This window comes from Rhodococcus sp. AQ5-07, assembly GCF_009707305.1.
Lineage (GTDB): Bacteria > Actinomycetota > Actinomycetes > Mycobacteriales > Mycobacteriaceae > Rhodococcus_F > Rhodococcus_F erythropolis.
This window is the reverse complement of record NZ_CP046099.1, coordinates 2,235,605-2,252,937: the sequence shown is the minus strand read 5'-3', so window position 1 is coordinate 2,252,937 and position 17,333 is coordinate 2,235,605. Positions and strand designations below refer to the sequence as shown.

Genomic DNA, 17,333 nt, shown 5'->3' with positions numbered 1-17,333 from the left:
AGGCGCACAGCAAAAAGTGGATCAGCGATTCAGGCGCGCCATGAGTGAGCTGGCTTCCTGGGAAGCGTCTCCGCCCTCGGTCAGATGACGCTGCGCCTCGGGCAGTTCACGGCCGTGATGTGCCATAGCCTGCGCATACAGGCGGCCGGCGCGGTACGACGAGCGAACCAACGGACCGGCCATGACGCCGGCGAAGCCCATCTCTTCTGCAGCCTTGGAGTGTGCGACGAACTCCTCGGGCTTGACCCACCGCTCGACGGGGTGGTGCCGGGGCGAGGGTCGCAGGTACTGGGTGATGGTGAGGATGTCGCAACCGGCGGCGTGGAGATCCGCCATCGCCTCGGTGACCTCTTCAGGGGTTTCGCCCATACCGAGGATCAGGTTGGACTTGGTGACCAGTCCGTAGTCGCGTGCTGCGGTGATGACGTCGAGGCTGCGCTGGTACCGGAATGCCGGACGGATCCGCTTGAAGATGCGGGGGACGGTCTCGAGGTTGTGTGCGAGTACCTCGGGGCGTGAGGCGAAGACCTCGTCGAGCAGTTCCGGCTTGCCGTTGAAGTCCGGAATCAGGTTCTCGACGCCGGTGCCCGGGTTGAGTTCGTGGATCTTGCGGACGGTCTCGGCGTAGAGCCAGGCGCCTCCGTCGGGGAGGTCGTCGCGGGCGACGCCGGTGATCGTGGAGTACCGAAGCCCCATGGCCTGAACGCTTTCCGCGACGCGACGGGGCTCGTCGCGGTCGAGGGCTTCAGGCTTGCCGGTGTCGATCTGGCAGAAGTCGCAGCGGCGTGTGCACTGCTCGCCGCCGATCAGGAACGTGGCTTCGCGGTCTTCCCAGCACTCGTAGATGTTGGGGCAGCCTGCTTCCTCGCAGACGGTGTGCAAACCTTCACGCTTGACCAGGCCCTTGAGCTCCGTGTACTCGGGGCCCATCTTTGCGCGGGTCTTGATCCAGTTGGGTTTGCGTTCGATGGGCGTCTCCGCGTTTCGGATCTCGAGACGGAGCAGCTTACGTCCTTCTGGGGCGATAGTCACGACAGTGATCCTACGCCCGGTGATTACTGCAACGGGGTTCGGGCGAGCCCGTCAGCTGTACTGAACGGTAGTAAAAGTCGGAGTAGGCGAGGCGCTTTCGAAGGTGACGCGCTCGACGTTCCGTTCGGTGACGGGCATGGTTCCGTCGAGAGCAGCGATCACTGCCTCGGTCACAGCGGGAGTGACTTCGTCCACGGTGACGTCGCGACCGAGTTCGTCCGACAGCGTCGTCACCCCGGCGTCACGGATGCCGCAGGGAATGATGTTGTCGAATCCGGTCAGGACCGAATTGCAGTTCAGGGAGAAGCCGTGCAGTGCCACGCCACGTTGGACGCGCACGCCGATGGCAGAAACCTTGCGCTCGGGCTTCCATTGCCCGTTTGCGAGTTCGGCGGGCAGCCAGACGCCGGAGCGGCCGTCGATGCGCCCGCAATTCAGCCCGAGGTCCGTGCACACCGTGATCAGTGCTTCCTCGATGCGTCGGACATACCGCACCACGTCGATGGGCTCGGCCAGTTTCACGATCGGATATCCGACCAGCTGGCCGGGGCCGTGCCAGGTGATCTTCCCTCCGCGGTCGACGTCGATGACAGGTGTGCCGTCGACGGGACGGTCTTCGGGTTCCGTGCGTCGTCCTGCCGTGTACACCGGCGGGTGTTCGAGGAGCAGTAGCGTGTCCGGTCCGATGTCGTCTGCCCGCGCTGCCGCGAGCTCGCGCTGGCGGTCCCACGCGGCGTTGTAGTCGATCAAACCGAGTTGCTCGACGGCGATCGGCAGTTTCGAGAACCGGGCGGAAACGTCAGCGCTGCTCATGGACGTAGAGATTACGCCCGACTTCGGAATCATCCGAGTGCGGCCGCCAGCGCTTCGCCGATCGTGTTGTGGCGGAAGGAGAATCCCGCCTTTTCCAAGGCCGCGGGAATGGCGCGCTGGCCACCGAGGATGCCGCTCTTGGCGAATTCTCCGATCAACGCTTCGAGTGCGAACCCGGGAACGATCCAGGGAGCGGGTCGGTGGACCGCGCGGGACATAGCGTCATTGAACTGGGCGTTGGTGACAGGGGCCGGACCGGTCAGGTTGACGGGACCGGAGAGTTCGGAATTCGTGAGCGCGAACTTGATCGCGTCGCACTCGTCCTCGAGTGAGATCCACGGAAAGTACTGGCGACCGTTGCCCAGTCGCCCGCCGAGACCGAACGAATAAATGCGCCGAAGCCGACCGAGCATGCCGCCGTGGGGTGAAATCACGACGCCCGAGCGCAGATTGACCACGCGGGCTCCCGCCTTGCGTGCAGGCTCGGTGGCAATTTCCCAATCGCGACACGTCGTGGCGAGAAAGTCGGTGCCTGCCGGCGAATCCTCGTCGACGATCTTGTCGCCGGTGTCGCCGTAGTAGCCGACGGCGCTCGCGTTGGCGAGTACGGGAACCTTCTGACTTGCGACAGCTTCGGCCAGGACATCGGTCGCGACGATGCGGCTGTCACGGATCGCCTGCTTGTAGGAACCCGACCACCGTTTGTCGCCGATGCCGACGCCGCAGAGGTTCACGACGGCGTCAGCGCCCTGTAGGACGGAGAGGTCCAGACGGTCCTGGTCCGGGTCCCAACGCGATTCGTCGGGTCCAGCGGTCGAGCGTCGCACGAGACGTACGACGTCGTGGTTGTCGGAGCGCAACGATGACACCAAGGCCGTTCCGATCAAACCGGACGAGCCGGCGATGACTACTCGCATTCGGAAAGCCTCCTTCGATTCAGCCTGCTTCGATATCCGACCGTGTATATCCGACCGTACTGAAAAAGCCGGGGCGCCACCTCCTGATGGAGATGACGCCCCGGCCGGCCGAGCAGTTGCTTACACGCCCAGATCAGCTTCGAACGAGGCTTCTTCCAACCGCTGCTTCACAGTGGTGAGGAATCGGCCGGCGTCGGCGCCGTCGACCAGACGGTGATCGTAGGTCAGCGGCAAGTAGATCATCGAGCGAACGCCGATGGACTCGTTGCCGTTCTCGTCGGTGACCACCATCGGGCGCTTGACGATCGCGCCGGTTCCGAGCATGGCCGCCTGCGGCGGTACCAGGATCGGGGTGTCGAACAGCGCGCCCTGGCTGCCGATGTTGGTGATGGTGAAGGTTCCACCCGATAGCTCGTCCGGCTTCAGGCCACCCGAGCGTGCACGCTTCGCGATGTCGGCGATGGCGCGAGCCAAACCGGCAAGGCCGAGATCGCCGGCGTTGTGGATGACGGGGGAGAGCAAGCCCTGATCGGTGTCCACTGCGATGCCGAGGTGCTCAGCGTCGTAGTAGGTGATCTGCTTGGCAGCCTCGTCGTAGCTGGCGTTGATGTTCGGGTGCGACTTCAGCGCCTCGACGACTGCCTTGGCGAAGAACGGAAGGAACGTCAGGTTGACGCCTTCGCGCTCGATGAAGCCGGCCTTGGCGCGGGCCCGCAGGGCGACGATCTTGGTGACATCCACCTCGAAGGTCTGCGTGAGCTGAGCGGTGTTCTGCAGCGACTCACGCGTCTTGGTGGCCGTGATCTGCCGAATACGGTTGGCCTTCTGCGTGGTTCCGCGCAGGTGTGCCAGTTCCGGTCGGACGCCTGCGGCTGCGGTGGCGGCCGGTGCGGCCGCGGATGCTGCAGCAGGAGCAGCGGCGGCGGGAGCCTTCTTGGCCTCCGCAGCGGCGAGCACATCCTGCTTGCGGATGCGGCCGCCGACGCCGGTGCCGGTGACGGTCGCGAGGTCGACGCCGTTGTCCGTGGCGAGCTTGCGCACAAGCGGGGTGACGTACGGGCTGCTGTCGCCGGAAGCTGCGGGTGCGGCCGCCGGTGCGGGAGCTGCAGCAGGCTTCGGAGCGGGTGCGGCCGGTGCGGCAGCAGGCTTGGGTGCCTCGGCCTTGGGTGCTTCGGCCTTGGGTGCCTCGGCCTTCGGTGCTTCAGCCTTGGGTGCCGGCGGAGCGGCCGGTGCTGCGGGAGCGGCCTTGGGTGCCGGAGCCGCGGCGGGTGCGCCGGATCCGACGACGGCCAGCTGGCCACCGATCTCGACGGTGTCGTCTTCCTGCGCATTGATCTCGAGCAGGATTCCGGCGACGGGGGACGGGATTTCGGTGTCGACCTTGTCGGTCGAGACTTCGAGCAGCGCCTCGTCGACGGCAACCTCGTCGCCGACGGCCTTGAGCCAGCGGGTGACGGTGCCTTCGGTGACGGACTCGCCGAGGGCGGGCATCGTCACGGCGGTGCCTTCAGCGGAACCGCCGGAAGCAGCGGGTGCCTCGGCGGCGGGAGCTTCGGCAGCCGGGGCTTCCTCGGCGGGAGCTTCCTCTGCGGCGGGGGCGGGTGCCTCTGCCTCGGGTGCTGCGGCTTCGCCGGCTTCACCGATCTGGGCGAGCTCGCCACCGATTTCCACGGTGTCGTCTTCCTGCGCGACGATCTTGGTCAGGACGCCGGCGACGGGAGACGGAATCTCGGTGTCGACCTTGTCCGTGGAGACTTCGAGCAAGGGTTCGTCGACTTCGACCGTGTCTCCTTCCTGCTTGAGCCACCGTGTGACAGTTCCCTCGGTGACGCTCTCACCTAGGGCTGGCATCTGGACGGAGAAGGCCATGTCTTTTGACTCCTCGACAGTTGTGTTCGGGTTGTTGAATTTTGTCGACTTGTGGTCGTAATGCATTGTGCTCGAGTGGCGCGCGACGTGCGGCTACTTGTAGCTATTTTGCCGATGTCGACGCGCGGGCGCGGCGTCACCGTCGTTCATCTTTCCATTGATACGCCGGGCGTGTCCGATGAGGGGGATGCCGTCCGTTTCGGGTGTGTCGGCTACTGGCGAGTAGGTATGCGTTGGGGGTCCGGCTGTAACGTCGTAAGCGGACCAAACGGTATGTCGTGCGCAGGCACAACGGACATCGCCTGGCAAACTTGACATATCGCCGGGGTGCATCCGCGGCGTCGGTACCGAGGAGGGTACGACCGTGGGACTGTTCGATCGTTTCAAGCGTCCGCCGAGTGCGGCTCAGGCCGCAGCGCAGAGTGATGCGGATCATCTGGCGAATTGGGCGCACTCGCACGAAGGCGTCGAGGCATATGTGGAACCGCAGACGACGGTGACCGAGGTGACCGTTGTCCTCGTCGCGAAGGACGGGGAGTGGACTCGTCGTCGTGTCGCGGCGAACGTGGTGCCCGCAAATTGGGACAAGACCTGAAGATTCCGGTCTACGACGTCCGAAAAACGGGATATCCGCAGCGTATGCGCGATCACGACGAGCGTAAGCGAATCGAACGCAAGCGGGCCCGAGAGCAGGAATTGCGCGACGGCGCCTGAACTGCTGTGCGCCTTTATTAACCTCCCGCGGTTAATAAAGGCGCACAGCAAGTGGTCAGCCGTTGACCGCGATGTCCTCCAGGACCGAGATCATCGTGCGAACCGGAACGCCGGTGCCGCCCTTGCCGGTGTAACCCCACGGCCCTGACGTGTTGTACGCCGGACCCGCGACGTCGATGTGCGCCCACTGGACACCCTCGGGAACGAATTCCTTGAGGTAGTGAGCGGCGACCAGCATGCCGCCCCAGCGGTGCGGGGTGACATTGGCCATGTCGGCGACCTTGGAGTCGAGATCTCCGCGCAGTTCCTCTGGCAGCGGCATGGCCCAACCGTTCTCGCCGACGCTCTGCGAGATGGAGGCGACGCGGTCACGGAACTCCTCCGTGCCCATGACGCCGGGGGTGCGGTTGCCGAGCGCCACCATCTGCGCACCGGTGAGGGTTGCGGTGTCGATCATGTAGTCGGGGTTGTCCTCACCCGCGCGAACCATCGCGTCGGCCAGGATCAAACGGCCCTCGGCGTCGGTGTTGACGACCTCGATGGTGATTCCGCCGTACTGGGTCAGCACGTCGCCGGGACGTTGGGCGGTCGCGGACGGCATGTTCTCGGCCATCGGGACGTATGCGACGACGTTGACGGGCAGACCGAGCTTGGCGGCAAGCACGACGGTGGAGATGACGGCTGCGGCGCCGCCCATGTCCGAGGTCATGTTCTCCATTCCGGCGGCAGGCTTGATGGAGATTCCGCCGGTGTCGAAGGTGATGCCCTTGCCCACCAGTGCGACCTTGCGGGCTCCACGCTTCTTCGACGCGTATTCGAGGCGGACGAGACGCGGCTGGCGTGACGAGCCCTTGCCGACGCCGATGATTCCGCCGTAGCCACCCTTCTCGAGTGCCTTCTCGTCGAGCACCTGGACGGTGAGCCCGGCCTCGACGCCCAGTGCCTTGGCGCGCGCGGCGAACTCGGCGGGGTAGAGGTGGCTCGGGGGAGTGTTGACGAACTCGCGTGCGGTGGCGACGGCCTCGGCGATCGCTGCCGACCGTGCCAGCGTTGCCTTGGTCTCCTTGGTGCGCGGCGAGGGCACCAGAAGTTCGACGCGGGCCAGTGGCTGCGAATCAGGACCGGGAGCCGTCATGGACGACTTGAATTCGGTGAAGCTGTACGCGCCCAACGCAAATCCCTCGGCGGCTGCGCCGAGATCGAGGATCGAGAGCGTGGTTGCGACGGTGTCGATGCCAGACAGTGAGCGCGCTGCAGCACCCGCGGACTTGCGGATCTGCTCACTGTCGAGCTTGTCGGCGGAGCCGAGTCCGACGGCGAGGACGCTGGTGACCGACAGCGCGCTCGGTGCCGGGACGCGGGTGAGCTGCTCGGGCTTGCCGGTGGCGCCGACGGCGATGAGGCTGTCGAGGATCTCGGCGAGCACGTCTTCGGCGACGATGCCTTCGCTGAGTGCGATCTCGGGGCCGTCCGGACCCGACGTCAGACCGACGACCAATATCTCTGCGCGCTTGGCGACTGTGCCGGCGAGAACGAGGTCGGGTCCCAACGATCGGGCTGTGCGAGTGCTCAAGGTGTCTCCTGTGAGGTGAGTGTGCGATGCGTCCGGTTCTGGCGGATGCCTGAGTCGATGTTAGGCCCTTTGCCGTTTGCGGACGGGGCGATCGTCGCGGCCGGGTGAGCTCTCGCTGCGGACATGTTTCGATCGGCGAAGTCCGATAGGTTGTGGGCCATGACCGACGAACAACTGTTGCAGGGCCCGATCCACCCCGTCCACGTCGAACTCGGCGCGACGTTCGCGCCGTTCGGGGGATGGCAGATGCCGGTTTCGTACGCCGGCGTCGTGGCCGAACACACCTCTGTGCGTGAGAATGTCGGACTCTTCGACGTCAGTCACCTCGGCAAGGCCGTCGTGCGTGGCGCGGGCGCCGCGGAATTCGTGAACTCCGCACTGACCAACGATCTGAACAAGATCGGGCCGGGTAAGGCTCAGTACACGTTGTGCTGCAACGAGTCCGGTGGTGTCATCGACGACCTCATCGCGTACTACGTCAGCGACGACGAGATCTTCCTCGTCCCGAACGCGGCCAATACCGCGGACGTCGTTGCGGCTCTGGTCGCCCTCGCACCGGACGGAATCACCGTCGAGGATCAGCATCGTGCCTACGGTGTGCTGGCTGTGCAGGGTCCGAAATCGGTGGCGGTTCTGACGGCGCTGGGACTTCCCACCGAGATCGAGTACATGGCGTACGAAGATGCGGAATGGAACGGCGTGCCTGTTCGTGTGTGCCGCAGCGGTTACACCGGTGAGGTCGGCTACGAACTCCTGCCGCGGTGGGAGGACAGCGAGCCGTTGTTCCGTGCGCTTCTCGAGGCAGTGCGCGCCGAGGGTGGGCAGGCCGCCGGACTCGGCGCCCGTGACACTCTTCGTACCGAGATGGGTTATCCGCTGCACGGGCATGAGCTTTCGCTCGAGATTTCTCCGCTCGAAGCGCGCTGCGGATGGGCGATCGGTTGGAAGAAGCCGACATTCTGGGGCAAAGAGACCTTGACCGACGAGAAGGCTGCCGGCCCGGCTCGCAAACTCTGGGGGATCAAGGCTCTCGATCGCGGCGTGCTTCGTGCCGGCCTCGGTGTTCTGCGTGACGGCGAGGCAATCGGCGAGACCACCTCGGGGACGTTTTCGCCTTCGCTCAAAGTGGGAATTGCGTTGGCGCTCCTCGATTCCGGCGCCAATGTTTCGGCCGGCGACGAGATCGAAGTCGACGTCCGTGGTCGTGCTCTTCGGTGCGTCGTGGTGTCTCCTCCGTTCGTGGAGACCAACACCAAGTAGAGAGCTTTTTCACGTTCGATAGGATTGCGCCCATGACAGGTGCCGCCGATTTCGTTCGTGTTCAGAGCTCGTCCCCGAAGTCCGACGCCGAGCGCCGTGACATTTTGGCGGCGCCCGGCTTCGGGCGGCACTTCACCGACCACATGGTCTCGATCGACTACACCGCGGGCAAGGGCTGGCACGACGCCCAGGTGTTGCCGTACGGAAACATCGAGCTCGATCCGGCCGCAATGGTTTTGCATTACGGACAGGCCATCTTCGAGGGCCTCAAGGCATACCGTCAGCCGGGTGGCGAGATCAGCTCGTTCCGCGTCGAGGCCAACGCCGAGCGTTTCGCAGCATCTGCGCGCCGTCTGGCCATGCCGGAGCTCCCGTCGCAGATGTTCATCGATTCCATCACCGAACTGATCGACGTCGATCTCGACTGGGTTCCCGCAGCCGGTGGCGAGGACGCGCTCTACCTCCGTCCGTTCATGTTCTCCACCGAAGCCGGACTCGGTGTCCGTCCCGCCGACGAGTACCGCTACCTGCTGATCGCCTCACCCGCCGGTGCGTACTTCCCGCGCGGCGTCAAGCCGGTCAGTGTGTGGCTGTCCACCGAATACGTTCGCGCGGCCCCTGGCGGTACCGGCGCGGCCAAGTTCGCCGGCAACTACGCCGCTTCGCTCCTCGCCCAGGCGCAAGCTGCCGACGAGGGTTGCGACCAGGTGGTCTGGCTCGACGCCATCGAGCGCACGTACGTCGAGGAAATGGGTGGAATGAACCTGTTCTTCGTCTTCGGCTCCGGCCCCGACGCTCGCCTCGTGACGCCGTCGCTGTCCGGTTCGTTGCTGCCGGGCATCACGCGCAACTCGTTGCTCGCCCTTGCCGCCGATTCCGGTTTCGCCGTCGAGGAGCGCAAGATCAGCACCGACGAATGGCGCACCAAGTGCAAGAGCGGTGAAATCACCGAGGTCTTCGCTTGCGGCACAGCAGCAGTCATCACCCCCGTCGGACGCGTCAAGTCCGCCGAGGGCGAGTTCACCATCGCCGACGGCGAGCCGGGTGAAGTGACGATGGCACTGCGCGACACCCTCACGGGCATTCAGCGCGGCACCTTCGCCGACACCCACGGCTGGATGACCAAGCTTCACTGATCGCTGGTTCGTTCCGCGAGCAACCGCTCGCGGAAGAACTGCAGAATCTCGTCTCGAGCGACGGTGGTGGGCGATCCCGCCTCGTCGACGAGATGAGCCGTCACCACGCTGTGTGGATTGGCAATGACGTGTTCGAAGAACGGTGACGTTGTCGCGTTGGCCGCTTCGTCGGGCAGTACCTTTCCGACGAAGCGCTCGCCCATGGCCTTCGAGTAGGCCGCGAATCGCTGTGCGCGGCAGAACGGGTCACCTTGAAACCGGTATGCGAGCACCGTGAGGTCTTCGGCCTCGAGTCTCGAGCGCACGGCTTCGAGTTCTTCGGGCCCGCTGTCGGTTTCGTCCGGTCGGTCGAGCGGTAACGACGGTTGGGCGAGAACCGGCGCGATGACCGAGGGTTCGAGCATCATCGACAACGCGAAGTTTCCGGTGAAGCACATCCCGATCACGCCAACGCCAGGACCGCCGCACTCCTCGTGTGCCGAAGCGGCGAGTGCACGCAGCCAACGGACCGCCGGACTCGGTTCGTCGACAGCGAGGGCGCGGAACTCCGCACTGACGCAGGCTCTCTTGAACACCGTCAGCCCCTCGTCCACTGTGGGGACCGCTCCGGCGCGCCCGAACAGTGACGGAACGAAGACAGTGAAACCGGCGTCGCGCACCCAGCGGGCAAATCGCGCTACATGCGGGCTGATGCCCGGCATCTCCGGCATGACGATAACTGCGGGACCGGCGCCGGCCACGTACACGGACTTCGACACTGCGCCGATCGTGATCGTTCGACGGTCGAAGTCTTCGAGTGGATTATCTTTTGTCATACTTCGGTTCGGCACGATGAGCCCTCCCAAGTAGTCGAAGTAATTCCTCTGCACAGTCTTTCGGTGCGGGATCAACTACAGAAGAGGGCGGTTCGCCACGTTTTCGGGCGGGCTCGCCACGCACGGCCTATCCGGCGCCGCCGTTGCGGAATCGCTTTCGGTAGTCGGCCGGGCTGATGCCGACGCGGTCGGTGAACAGGCGACGGAAGGTTCCAGGATCCTGATAGCCGATGTGCCCCAGGATCTTTCCGAGAGACCAGTCGGTCGATTCCAACAACCGTTTCGCTTTTCGGATCCGTGCACGCTGCAGATAACTGCGCGGCGATTCCCCGGTCTCGTCCTTGAACTTCCGAAGCATGGTTCGAGTGCTGAGGTGAAAAGCATCCGACAGCAGATCCAAGTCGTATGGCTCCGCCATCCGTTCGACCAGCCAACTTCCGACGTCGTCGGCGAACTGTGTGTGTTTGACGGGCAGTATCGAGTCGACGATGTACGGAGATTGACTGGTTCGGTTTTCCGGCGCCAGAGTAATTCTCGCAGTCGTTCGCGCAATCTTGTCGCCGAGATGCTCGCGCACGAGTGCTGTTGCGAGGTCGAGCGCCGCAGTGAACGCCGCAGTGGTGGTGACGCCGTCGTCCTGGACGATCAACGAGTCGGTTCGAACCATCGCACCGGGGTAACGACTTGCGAGGTCCGCACCGTACAGCCACGACGTCGTACATCGGCGTCCGTCGAGCAGTCCCGCCTCGCCCAGCAGATACGCGCCGACGCAGACCGACGACACCCGAACGCCGCGCGCCTCGCACGCACGGATGAACTCGATTTCTCTGTCCCACAGCGACAAACGCGTCGCAGGGTCTTCGGACGGCACGAGGTCGAACCCCGGCACAACCAGGTGATCGATGTCGTGATGCCCCTCCTGCACGCCGAGCGAAAATCCACCTGCCGCAACGACGGGCGTGCCGGACGCTGCGATGACCGATACCTCGAAGGGGTCAGCGGACGCTCCATCAGCGACCCGATTCGCGATCAGGAGAAGGTCGGTGAAAACGAAGATCTCGGCCGCGAGGCAACCTTCGTACGCAAGGACACCTACTCGCACGACGTCGGATCACAGTCCGAGAGTGAGGCCGACGGCCGTCAGCGTCACAGTGAGTTCGAGCGCGAATCCGAGAACGTCTCCGTTGAGTCCGCCGAATCTACGGACGCAGTGACGCACGCACAGCACACTGATCACCAGCGCCGACGCGGTCACGAGAGGGCCGAGCCACCACCGGTCGGTGGCAAAGGCGGAAGTGGCGATCAGCGGAACCGACCATACGATTGCGGCCCAGAGCGGTTGTGAATCGGCGACGAGCGCACCGAATCCGCTCGGGCCAGACGCGAGAATACCTCGGCGGCAGGCAAAAACGACGGCCACACGACCCGCAGCGACAGATACGAGAACGGCGATCCACTGCGTGGGGGAGTCGGCAACAGCGAGGACGCCGAGGGAGACCGATTGCAGCCCAAGGAAGATGAACAGTGCCGCGACCCCGAACGGTCCGGCACCGCCGCTGTGCATGACCTCGCGGGCGCGCTCCGGTGGACCGTAACAACCCAGTCCGTCGACGGAGTCTGCCAGTCCGTCCACGTGCATCCCGCGTGTCCCGAGAGCGAGCGCACCGACCGTCAGCAAGCCTGCGAGATAGGGATTCAGGCCGATACTGGTTGTGCCCCAAAGCAGAAACGTCGCGGCAATGCCGAGTGCGATCCCGGTGAGCGGAGCTGCCGCGATGGCGCGACGACCGGCAGTTCGGTCGATGTCGGAGGGACCACGAACCGGAAGGACCGTCAGCCACGAGAAGGCCAGAGGCACTCCGGACAGCGGGCCCGCCATGCTCACTCCGCCGTATCGGTCTTGGTCAGGTCGATCGACTCGGGTTCGTCGGCAGGTGCGCTGCCCTGAGTGCTGACACCGGCTTCGGAGAATGTCGCCATCTTGCCCAGGATTGCCACTGCGCCCTGAAGAATCGGGAGCGCTGTGACTGCACCTGAACCTTCACCGAGACGCATGTCGAACTCGACGATCGGGTCGAGACCCATGCGTGTCAACGCGATGGTGTGCGCGGGTTCTGTGGAGCGGTGTCCGGCGACCCACCATTCACGTGCGCCGAAAGCCAGTTCGTCGGCAACCATGGCGGCTGCGGTGACCACTACGCCGTCGAGGATCACCGGCGTACGACGCGAAGCTGCCTGGGCCAGAAAGCCGGCCATCGCGGCGAGGTCGGCACCCGAAGACGTGCGCAGCAGCGCGACTGTGTCGCGAACGTGCGGACGGGCGCGACGGAGAGCGTCGCGAATCGCTGCGGTCTTGCGGATCCACCCGGCGTCGTCGATACCGGTACCTCGACCCACGACCGCGACGGGTTCACTGTCCGTCAGCGCTGCGATGAGTACGGTTGCGGGCGTCGTGTTACCGATGCCCATGTCACCGGCGATGAGAAGATCTGCGCCCCCGTCGATTTCCTCGTCCGCGATCGCTCGGCCGGCGGCGATGGCCTGAAGGGTTTCCTCGTTCGACATGGCGTCTTCGCGGTCGATGGACCCGGAAGACCTACGCACCTTGTAGTTCGCGACGGACGGATCGGTATCGCCGTCCACTGCGATGTCGACGACCCGTACCGTGGCGCCGGCAACCTCGGCGAGGACGTTGACTGCCGCGCCGCCCCCGCGGAAGTTGGCGACCATCTGTGCGGTCACTTCCGGCGGATAGGCGGAGACGCCGTTGCGGGCGATTCCGTGATCACCCGCGAAGACGACGACGCGAGGCCGAGCGAAAGCGTGTGGGGGACAAACTCCTTGGCAGGCTGATGCCCAGCCGGCGAGAGCCTCCAGTCGGCCCAGCGAACCGGCCGGCTTGGTCAGATCACGCTGACGCGCATCGGCCTGCGCACGCACCTCGCGGTCGGGCGGGGTGACGGGTTCGAAGTCGGCGCTACTGACTGGCGCGACGTCAGGGTTGGCATCTGGATTCGCCCCTGAAACGGCCCCTGGATTGGCCTCGGTACTCACATCGTGCCTTCCGGTTGTGCAGCAGTATCTTTCAAGATGAGCGGTAACCCTGCAACCACTAGTACGACACGATCGCACACCGCGGCGATACGAGCGTTGAGAGTGCCGATCTCGTCGCGGAACAGTCGTCCCGACCGTGTCTCGGGGATGACGGCCAAACCCACTTCGGGGCTGACCAGCACCAGGTGTCCGCGGTAGTTCTCGACACTGGCGACCACGCTGTCCGCAGCGGGAGTGACGGTGCCGCGCGGAGCGTCCCAGGCGCCTTGCCGATCGAGTTCCGTGGTCAGCCACGTTCCCAGATCGTCGACCAACGTCGCTGTGTGTGAATCGCTTTCGAGTTGCGCCGCGAGGTCACCGGCATCTGCGGTTTCGACAGTCGACCAATGGGAAGGCCGTCTGCTGCGGTGCTGGTCGATCCGGCTTTCCCAGTCTGCGTCGGAGACATCACGTCTGGCTGTCGCCAGGTACCGGATCGGTGCCGAACTTTCGGGTAAGTGGCCTGCACAAACCAAATCCTCGGCGTGCGCGGACTTACCAGACCGCGCGCCGCCGAGGACCAAAGTTCTATAGGTGTTCGTCACGCTCAGATTGCGTCGCCCGGCCCCACACGAGGCTTCGGTGCGCGCAGCTTACGGATCTGCGACGCGCGAACGAACGCGTACCAGCCGAGCTTGAATCCGCCGTCGGTGCTGTCGGGGAAGCGCTCGGCGACGCGGTTGTTGATCATGCGACCGAGCCAGATGCCTTCGCCGACCATGAAGAGCATCATCACGAGCATTGCCAGCGTGACGATCTGCTGGAGTGCGGGCGTGACGAACATCGTCATGATGAGGATCAATGCGAGCGGCATGAACAGCCCGACGAGGTTGCGGCGGGCGTCGATGAAATCACGGACGTAGGCGCGAACCGGTCCCTTGTCGCGGGGGAGCAGGTACTTGTCCTCGCCGGCGAGCATGCGGGCGCGGCGGTCTGCCGACGATGCGCGACGCTCGGCGGCTTCGGCCTTGCGGTCCTCCTTGGAGCCGCGGGTCGCCTTACGGCGGGCGCGGGCTTCCTTCGCGGTCAGCGGGGCAGGGGCAACGGGGCCACGCCTCTTCGCCTCGGCGTCACGACGCTTGGGTGTGGGGCGGCCCTTGCCCACCTGCTCGATGGGCGCCTCTTCGGAGGCCGAGGATGCCTCAGTGCCCTCGACGTCACGTTTGTCGGAGTTGTCTGAGTCACCGCGGCGTAGCAATTTCACACCTCCAGGCTATTGGATAAGTGCACGGTCTGGGAAACCGACCTCGGTCTTTCTGAAAAACCCGATCGCCCGAGGCACTGAAACGCGCGAGATCGTGAAACATCGGGGTCATTCGGGACTCTTAGACTTCCGCTATGCGGGTAATAGTTGCTCCAGATTCGTTTGGTGAGACGTTGACTGCCGTCGAGGCGGCTGAGTCCATTTCTGCCGGTTGGCGACGTGGCCGACCCGAAGACGACGTCGTCACCGCGCCACAATCCGACGGTGGGCCGGGTTTCGTCGACGTCTTGGCCACGGCTGGGGGCGACCTCCGGACCGCACGGGTTCCTGGGCCACTGACCGTGGGCGTCGACGCCGCGTGGCTGTTGGATTCGGACACGGCGTACATCGAGTCCGCCGAGGCTGTCGGGCTCGGTCTGCTCGGAGGTCCGCCGACACGGGACAGCGCACTCGCCGCGCACAGTCGCGGTGTCGGAGAACTGATCGCTGTCGCGCTCGAGGCAGGCGTGAAGACGATTGTCGTCGGACTCGGTGGGAGTTGCTGCACCGACGGGGGACGTGGGCTGGTGGAGGCGCTGGGCGGTCTGGAGGCCGCAACGGCGGCTACGGCGGGCATTGCGTTGGTCGCGGCCACCGACGTCGAACACGTACTTCTCGGCGAGCACGGTGCGGCAGCGGTGTTCGGCCCGCAAAAGGGCGCCGACGCCGATGCCGTCTCTGTCCTCGAAGCGAGAAACGTGAGATGGGCCGAACAGTTGGAGTCCGCCACCGGAAAACGAGTGTCGGATTTTCCGGGTGCCGGCGCCGCGGGTGGTATCGGTGCTGCGCTGTTCGCCCTCGGTGCACAGCGGCGATCGGGGGCCGACGTCGTTGCCGATCGCACCGGCCAGGCGGCGCTATTGGCTTCCGCTGACCTGGTGATCACGGGTGAAGGCAAGTTCGACCACCAATCTCTGCGCGGCAAACTCGTCACGACGCTTGCTTCGGCCGGGGCGGCACACGGAGTTCCGACGCTCGTCTTTGCCGGTCAGGTGACGCTCGACGCGGCGGACTATTCGTCAACCTCGATAGTCGCGACAAAATCGGTGACGGAGTTCGCCGGGTCGGTGGAACGTGCGATGGAGGAAGCGTCGGCGTGTCTTGAGGGACTCGCCGAACACACGGCACGGGAGTGGAAGATCTGGCGCGGCGCCCGGAGCTGAGGATCCACAAGCGTCGACGCGCCGTTGCCGTGTCGGGAAGACCGGATAGGATGAAGACGAATCGCACCCGGTAAGGACTGGCGGGAATAAGTCGGCAGCGGCGTACCGTTGAAGCGTTCACGGGTTGGTACGAACATTAGGGAGAGCCCATGACTGTGCAGAACGAGACCGCCACCCACGGCGTCAAGATGACCGAGGCCGCATCCGCCAAGGCGAAGGCACTCTTCGATCAGGAGGGTCGCGACGACCTCGCGCTGCGTATCGCAGTGCAGCCCGGCGGCTGTGCCGGACTGAAGTACCAGCTGTTCTTCGACGACCGCACGCTCGACGGTGACCTCACTGTCGACTTCAACGGCGTCAACCTGGTTGTCGACCGGATGAGCGCGCCGTACGTCGAAGGTGCGTCCATCGACTTCCTCGACACCATCGAGCAGCAGGGCTTCTCGATCGACAACCCCAATGCAACAGGCTCCTGCGCCTGCGGTGACTCGTTCAACTGAGTCTGTCGATCACAACTCAATTCACAAACAACTGACGCGGAACCGACATTCGGTTTCGCGTCAGTTGTCTGTGGTGACTCGTACGTAGACCGTTCCGATCTGACGGTTCGGGCGCCGATGACGGCGCTACGGGCGGTAACGTGAACTTTTGCTCCTCTTTCATTCTTGTACTCACTTCGCTGAAAGGCCACGATCCGTGACTATTGCGGTAACCGGTTCCATCGCCACCGACCACTTGATGCGCTTCCCCGGCCGATTCGCCGATCAGCTCCTCGCCGATCAGCTCGCCCACGTTTCGCTGAGTTTCCTGGTGGACGATCTCGTGATTCGCCGCGGTGGTGTCGGCGGCAACATCGCTTACGCCATGGGCGTGCTCGGTGGGTCCCCGCTACTCGTCGGCGCAGTCGGTGCCGACTTCGCCGAGTACCGCACGTGGCTCGAGGACAACGGCGTCGACTGCAGTGCGGTACGTATCTCGGACAAGGCACATACGGCGCGTTTCGTGTGCACCACCGACGAGGACATGGCGCAGATCGCGTCGTTCTACCCCGGTGCGATGAGCGAGGCCCGCGAGATCGAACTCGCGGCAGTGGCCAAGACTGCGGGCGCAGTCGAGTTGGTGCTGATCGGCGCCAACGACCCCGAGGCCATGGTTCGCCATACCGACGAATGCCGTCTGCTCGGAATCCCGTTCGCAGCGGATCCGTCGCAGCAGCTTGCTCGCCTGTCCGGTGACGAGGCCAAGGCGCTCATCCACGGTGCGAAGTACTTGTTCACCAACGAGTACGAGTGGGGTCTGCTTCAGCAGAAGACTGGTCTGAGCGAGGAAGAGATCCGTGCGCAGGTCGGCATTCGTGTCACCACCCTCGGCTCCAAGGGTGTGGAAATTGTTGACGCCGAAGGTAATTGGGTGCGCGTCGACGTAGTGCCCGAGACCGGCAAGGTGGATCCGACGGGCGTTGGCGACGGCTTCCGCGCCGGGTTCCTGCTCGCACACGGCGCTGGCCTGAGCTTCGAGCGCGCCGCACAGCTGGGATCTTTGGTCGCTGTGCTGATCCTCGAGACCGTGGGAACGCAGGAGTGGGTGTTCAATCGCGACGAGGCCCTCAAGCGCCTTACCGACGCTTACGGCAGTGCGGCTGCGGACGAGATCGCGACGATCCTGCCGAAGTAGGGCTCCGCCCCGTGAGTGGTTGAGGAGTCCG

Annotated in this window: 16 protein-coding genes and 1 pseudogene; 6 read left to right on the top strand and 11 right to left on the bottom strand. The window is 64.8% G+C overall.

All coding sequences use genetic code 11. From position 1 onward, the window contains the following. Positions 1-21: 21 nt before the first annotated feature. The 4 genes from lipA to sucB form a co-directional block, all read right to left on the bottom strand. Positions 22-1,032 carry a lipoyl synthase gene (gene lipA / locus GJB56_RS10275; protein ID WP_113683682.1) on the bottom strand — a complete coding sequence of 337 codons (1,011 nt, stop codon included), beginning with the start codon at positions 1,030-1,032 and terminating at the stop codon, positions 22-24. A gap of 51 nt (positions 1,033-1,083) precedes the next feature. Further along, complete coding sequence (lipB, locus tag GJB56_RS10270) at positions 1,084-1,845, bottom strand: lipoyl(octanoyl) transferase LipB (protein WP_020969894.1); 762 nt, start codon at positions 1,843-1,845, stop codon at positions 1,084-1,086. 29 nt (positions 1,846-1,874) lie between these two features. Further along, on the bottom strand, positions 1,875-2,762 hold the full coding sequence (locus GJB56_RS10265) for a TIGR01777 family oxidoreductase (RefSeq protein ID WP_084326197.1): 888 nt from the start codon (positions 2,760-2,762) through the stop codon (positions 1,875-1,877). Between the two features lie 120 nt (positions 2,763-2,882). Next, entirely contained in the window at positions 2,883-4,631 is a 1,749-nt protein-coding gene (gene sucB, locus GJB56_RS10260) for a 2-oxoglutarate dehydrogenase, E2 component, dihydrolipoamide succinyltransferase (RefSeq protein WP_113683756.1), read from the bottom strand. Between the two features lie 364 nt (positions 4,632-4,995). On the opposite strand from sucB, the pseudogene GJB56_RS10255 reads away from it, so the two are divergent. Further along, positions 4,996-5,345 (top strand): annotated as a pseudogene (locus GJB56_RS10255) (oxidoreductase). Positions 5,346-5,400: 55 nt separating this feature from the next. Here the strand turns inward: GJB56_RS10255 and GJB56_RS10250 are convergent. After that, positions 5,401-6,918 carry a leucyl aminopeptidase gene (locus tag GJB56_RS10250; RefSeq protein WP_113683681.1) on the bottom strand — a complete coding sequence of 506 codons (1,518 nt, stop codon included), beginning with the start codon at positions 6,916-6,918 and terminating at the stop codon, positions 5,401-5,403. 159 nt (positions 6,919-7,077) lie between these two features. Here GJB56_RS10250 and gcvT point away from each other — a divergent pair, with 159 nt between their 5' ends. Both gcvT and GJB56_RS10240 read left to right on the top strand, forming a co-directional pair. Then, positions 7,078-8,178, top strand: a complete 1,101-nt coding sequence (gcvT, locus tag GJB56_RS10245; protein ID WP_003941726.1) for a glycine cleavage system aminomethyltransferase GcvT — start codon at positions 7,078-7,080, stop codon at positions 8,176-8,178. Positions 8,179-8,210: 32 nt separating this feature from the next. Further along, positions 8,211-9,314: a branched-chain amino acid aminotransferase gene (locus tag GJB56_RS10240; protein WP_003941766.1), complete on the top strand. Its 1,104-nt coding sequence runs from the start codon at positions 8,211-8,213 to the stop codon at positions 9,312-9,314. Here the strand turns inward: GJB56_RS10240 and GJB56_RS10235 are convergent. From GJB56_RS10235 to GJB56_RS10210, 6 genes are all read right to left on the bottom strand, one after another. Further along, on the bottom strand, positions 9,308-10,129 hold the full coding sequence (locus tag GJB56_RS10235; protein WP_113683680.1) for a dienelactone hydrolase family protein: 822 nt from the start codon (positions 10,127-10,129) through the stop codon (positions 9,308-9,310). The two genes, GJB56_RS10240 and GJB56_RS10235, sit on opposite strands and share 7 nt — an antisense overlap. A gap of 127 nt (positions 10,130-10,256) precedes the next feature. Next, on the bottom strand, positions 10,257-11,231 hold the full coding sequence (locus tag GJB56_RS10230) for a GlxA family transcriptional regulator (protein ID WP_113683679.1): 975 nt from the start codon (positions 11,229-11,231) through the stop codon (positions 10,257-10,259). 9 nt (positions 11,232-11,240) lie between these two features. Further along, a complete protein-coding gene (locus tag GJB56_RS10225; protein ID WP_113683678.1) occupies positions 11,241-12,008 on the bottom strand; it encodes an adenosylcobinamide-GDP ribazoletransferase in 768 nt (255 codons plus the stop codon). 2 nt (positions 12,009-12,010) lie between these two features. Further along, a complete protein-coding gene (gene cobT / locus GJB56_RS10220) occupies positions 12,011-13,069 on the bottom strand; it encodes a nicotinate-nucleotide--dimethylbenzimidazole phosphoribosyltransferase (RefSeq protein WP_205318845.1) in 1,059 nt (352 codons plus the stop codon). Positions 13,070-13,179: 110 nt separating this feature from the next. After that, positions 13,180-13,767, bottom strand: coding sequence for a bifunctional adenosylcobinamide kinase/adenosylcobinamide-phosphate guanylyltransferase (gene cobU / locus GJB56_RS10215; RefSeq protein WP_230091169.1), 588 nt, complete (start codon positions 13,765-13,767; stop codon positions 13,180-13,182). Positions 13,768-13,769: 2 nt separating this feature from the next. Next, positions 13,770-14,426 carry a DUF3043 domain-containing protein gene (locus tag GJB56_RS10210; RefSeq protein WP_007730051.1) on the bottom strand — a complete coding sequence of 219 codons (657 nt, stop codon included), beginning with the start codon at positions 14,424-14,426 and terminating at the stop codon, positions 13,770-13,772. A gap of 134 nt (positions 14,427-14,560) precedes the next feature. Here GJB56_RS10210 and GJB56_RS10205 point away from each other — a divergent pair, with 134 nt between their 5' ends. The 3 genes from GJB56_RS10205 to GJB56_RS10195 all read left to right on the top strand — a co-directional run bounded on the left by GJB56_RS10205 (position 14,561) and on the right by GJB56_RS10195 (position 17,302). After that, on the top strand, positions 14,561-15,628 hold the full coding sequence (locus tag GJB56_RS10205) for a glycerate kinase family protein (protein ID WP_113683676.1): 1,068 nt from the start codon (positions 14,561-14,563) through the stop codon (positions 15,626-15,628). A 149-nt stretch (positions 15,629-15,777) separates the two neighbouring features. Continuing rightward, the gene (locus GJB56_RS10200) at positions 15,778-16,128 is read left to right on the top strand and encodes a HesB/IscA family protein (RefSeq protein ID WP_007730053.1); all 351 of its coding nucleotides are present in this window, start codon (positions 15,778-15,780) and stop codon (positions 16,126-16,128) included. A 196-nt stretch (positions 16,129-16,324) separates the two neighbouring features. Beyond that, on the top strand, positions 16,325-17,302 hold the full coding sequence (locus tag GJB56_RS10195; RefSeq protein ID WP_003941700.1) for a carbohydrate kinase family protein: 978 nt from the start codon (positions 16,325-16,327) through the stop codon (positions 17,300-17,302). The last annotated feature ends 31 nt before the right edge of the window (positions 17,303-17,333 follow it).

Coding starts and splice junctions, on each gene's coding strand:
- GJB56_RS10225 (WP_113683678.1), bottom strand. CDS start 12,008: ATGGCGGGCCCGCTGTCCGGAGTGCCTCTGGCCTTCTCGTGGCTGACG.
- gcvT (WP_003941726.1), top strand. CDS start 7,078: ATGACCGACGAACAACTGTTGCAGGGCCCGATCCACCCCGTCCACGTC.
- GJB56_RS10205 (WP_113683676.1), top strand. CDS start 14,561: ATGCGGGTAATAGTTGCTCCAGATTCGTTTGGTGAGACGTTGACTGCC.
- sucB (WP_113683756.1), bottom strand. CDS start 4,631: ATGGCCTTCTCCGTCCAGATGCCAGCCCTAGGTGAGAGCGTCACCGAG.
- GJB56_RS10235 (WP_113683680.1), bottom strand. CDS start 10,129: ATGACAAAAGATAATCCACTCGAAGACTTCGACCGTCGAACGATCACG.
- GJB56_RS10240 (WP_003941766.1), top strand. CDS start 8,211: ATGACAGGTGCCGCCGATTTCGTTCGTGTTCAGAGCTCGTCCCCGAAG.
- lipB (WP_020969894.1), bottom strand. CDS start 1,845: ATGAGCAGCGCTGACGTTTCCGCCCGGTTCTCGAAACTGCCGATCGCC.
- GJB56_RS10200 (WP_007730053.1), top strand. CDS start 15,778: ATGACTGTGCAGAACGAGACCGCCACCCACGGCGTCAAGATGACCGAG.
- GJB56_RS10265 (WP_084326197.1), bottom strand. CDS start 2,762: ATGCGAGTAGTCATCGCCGGCTCGTCCGGTTTGATCGGAACGGCCTTG.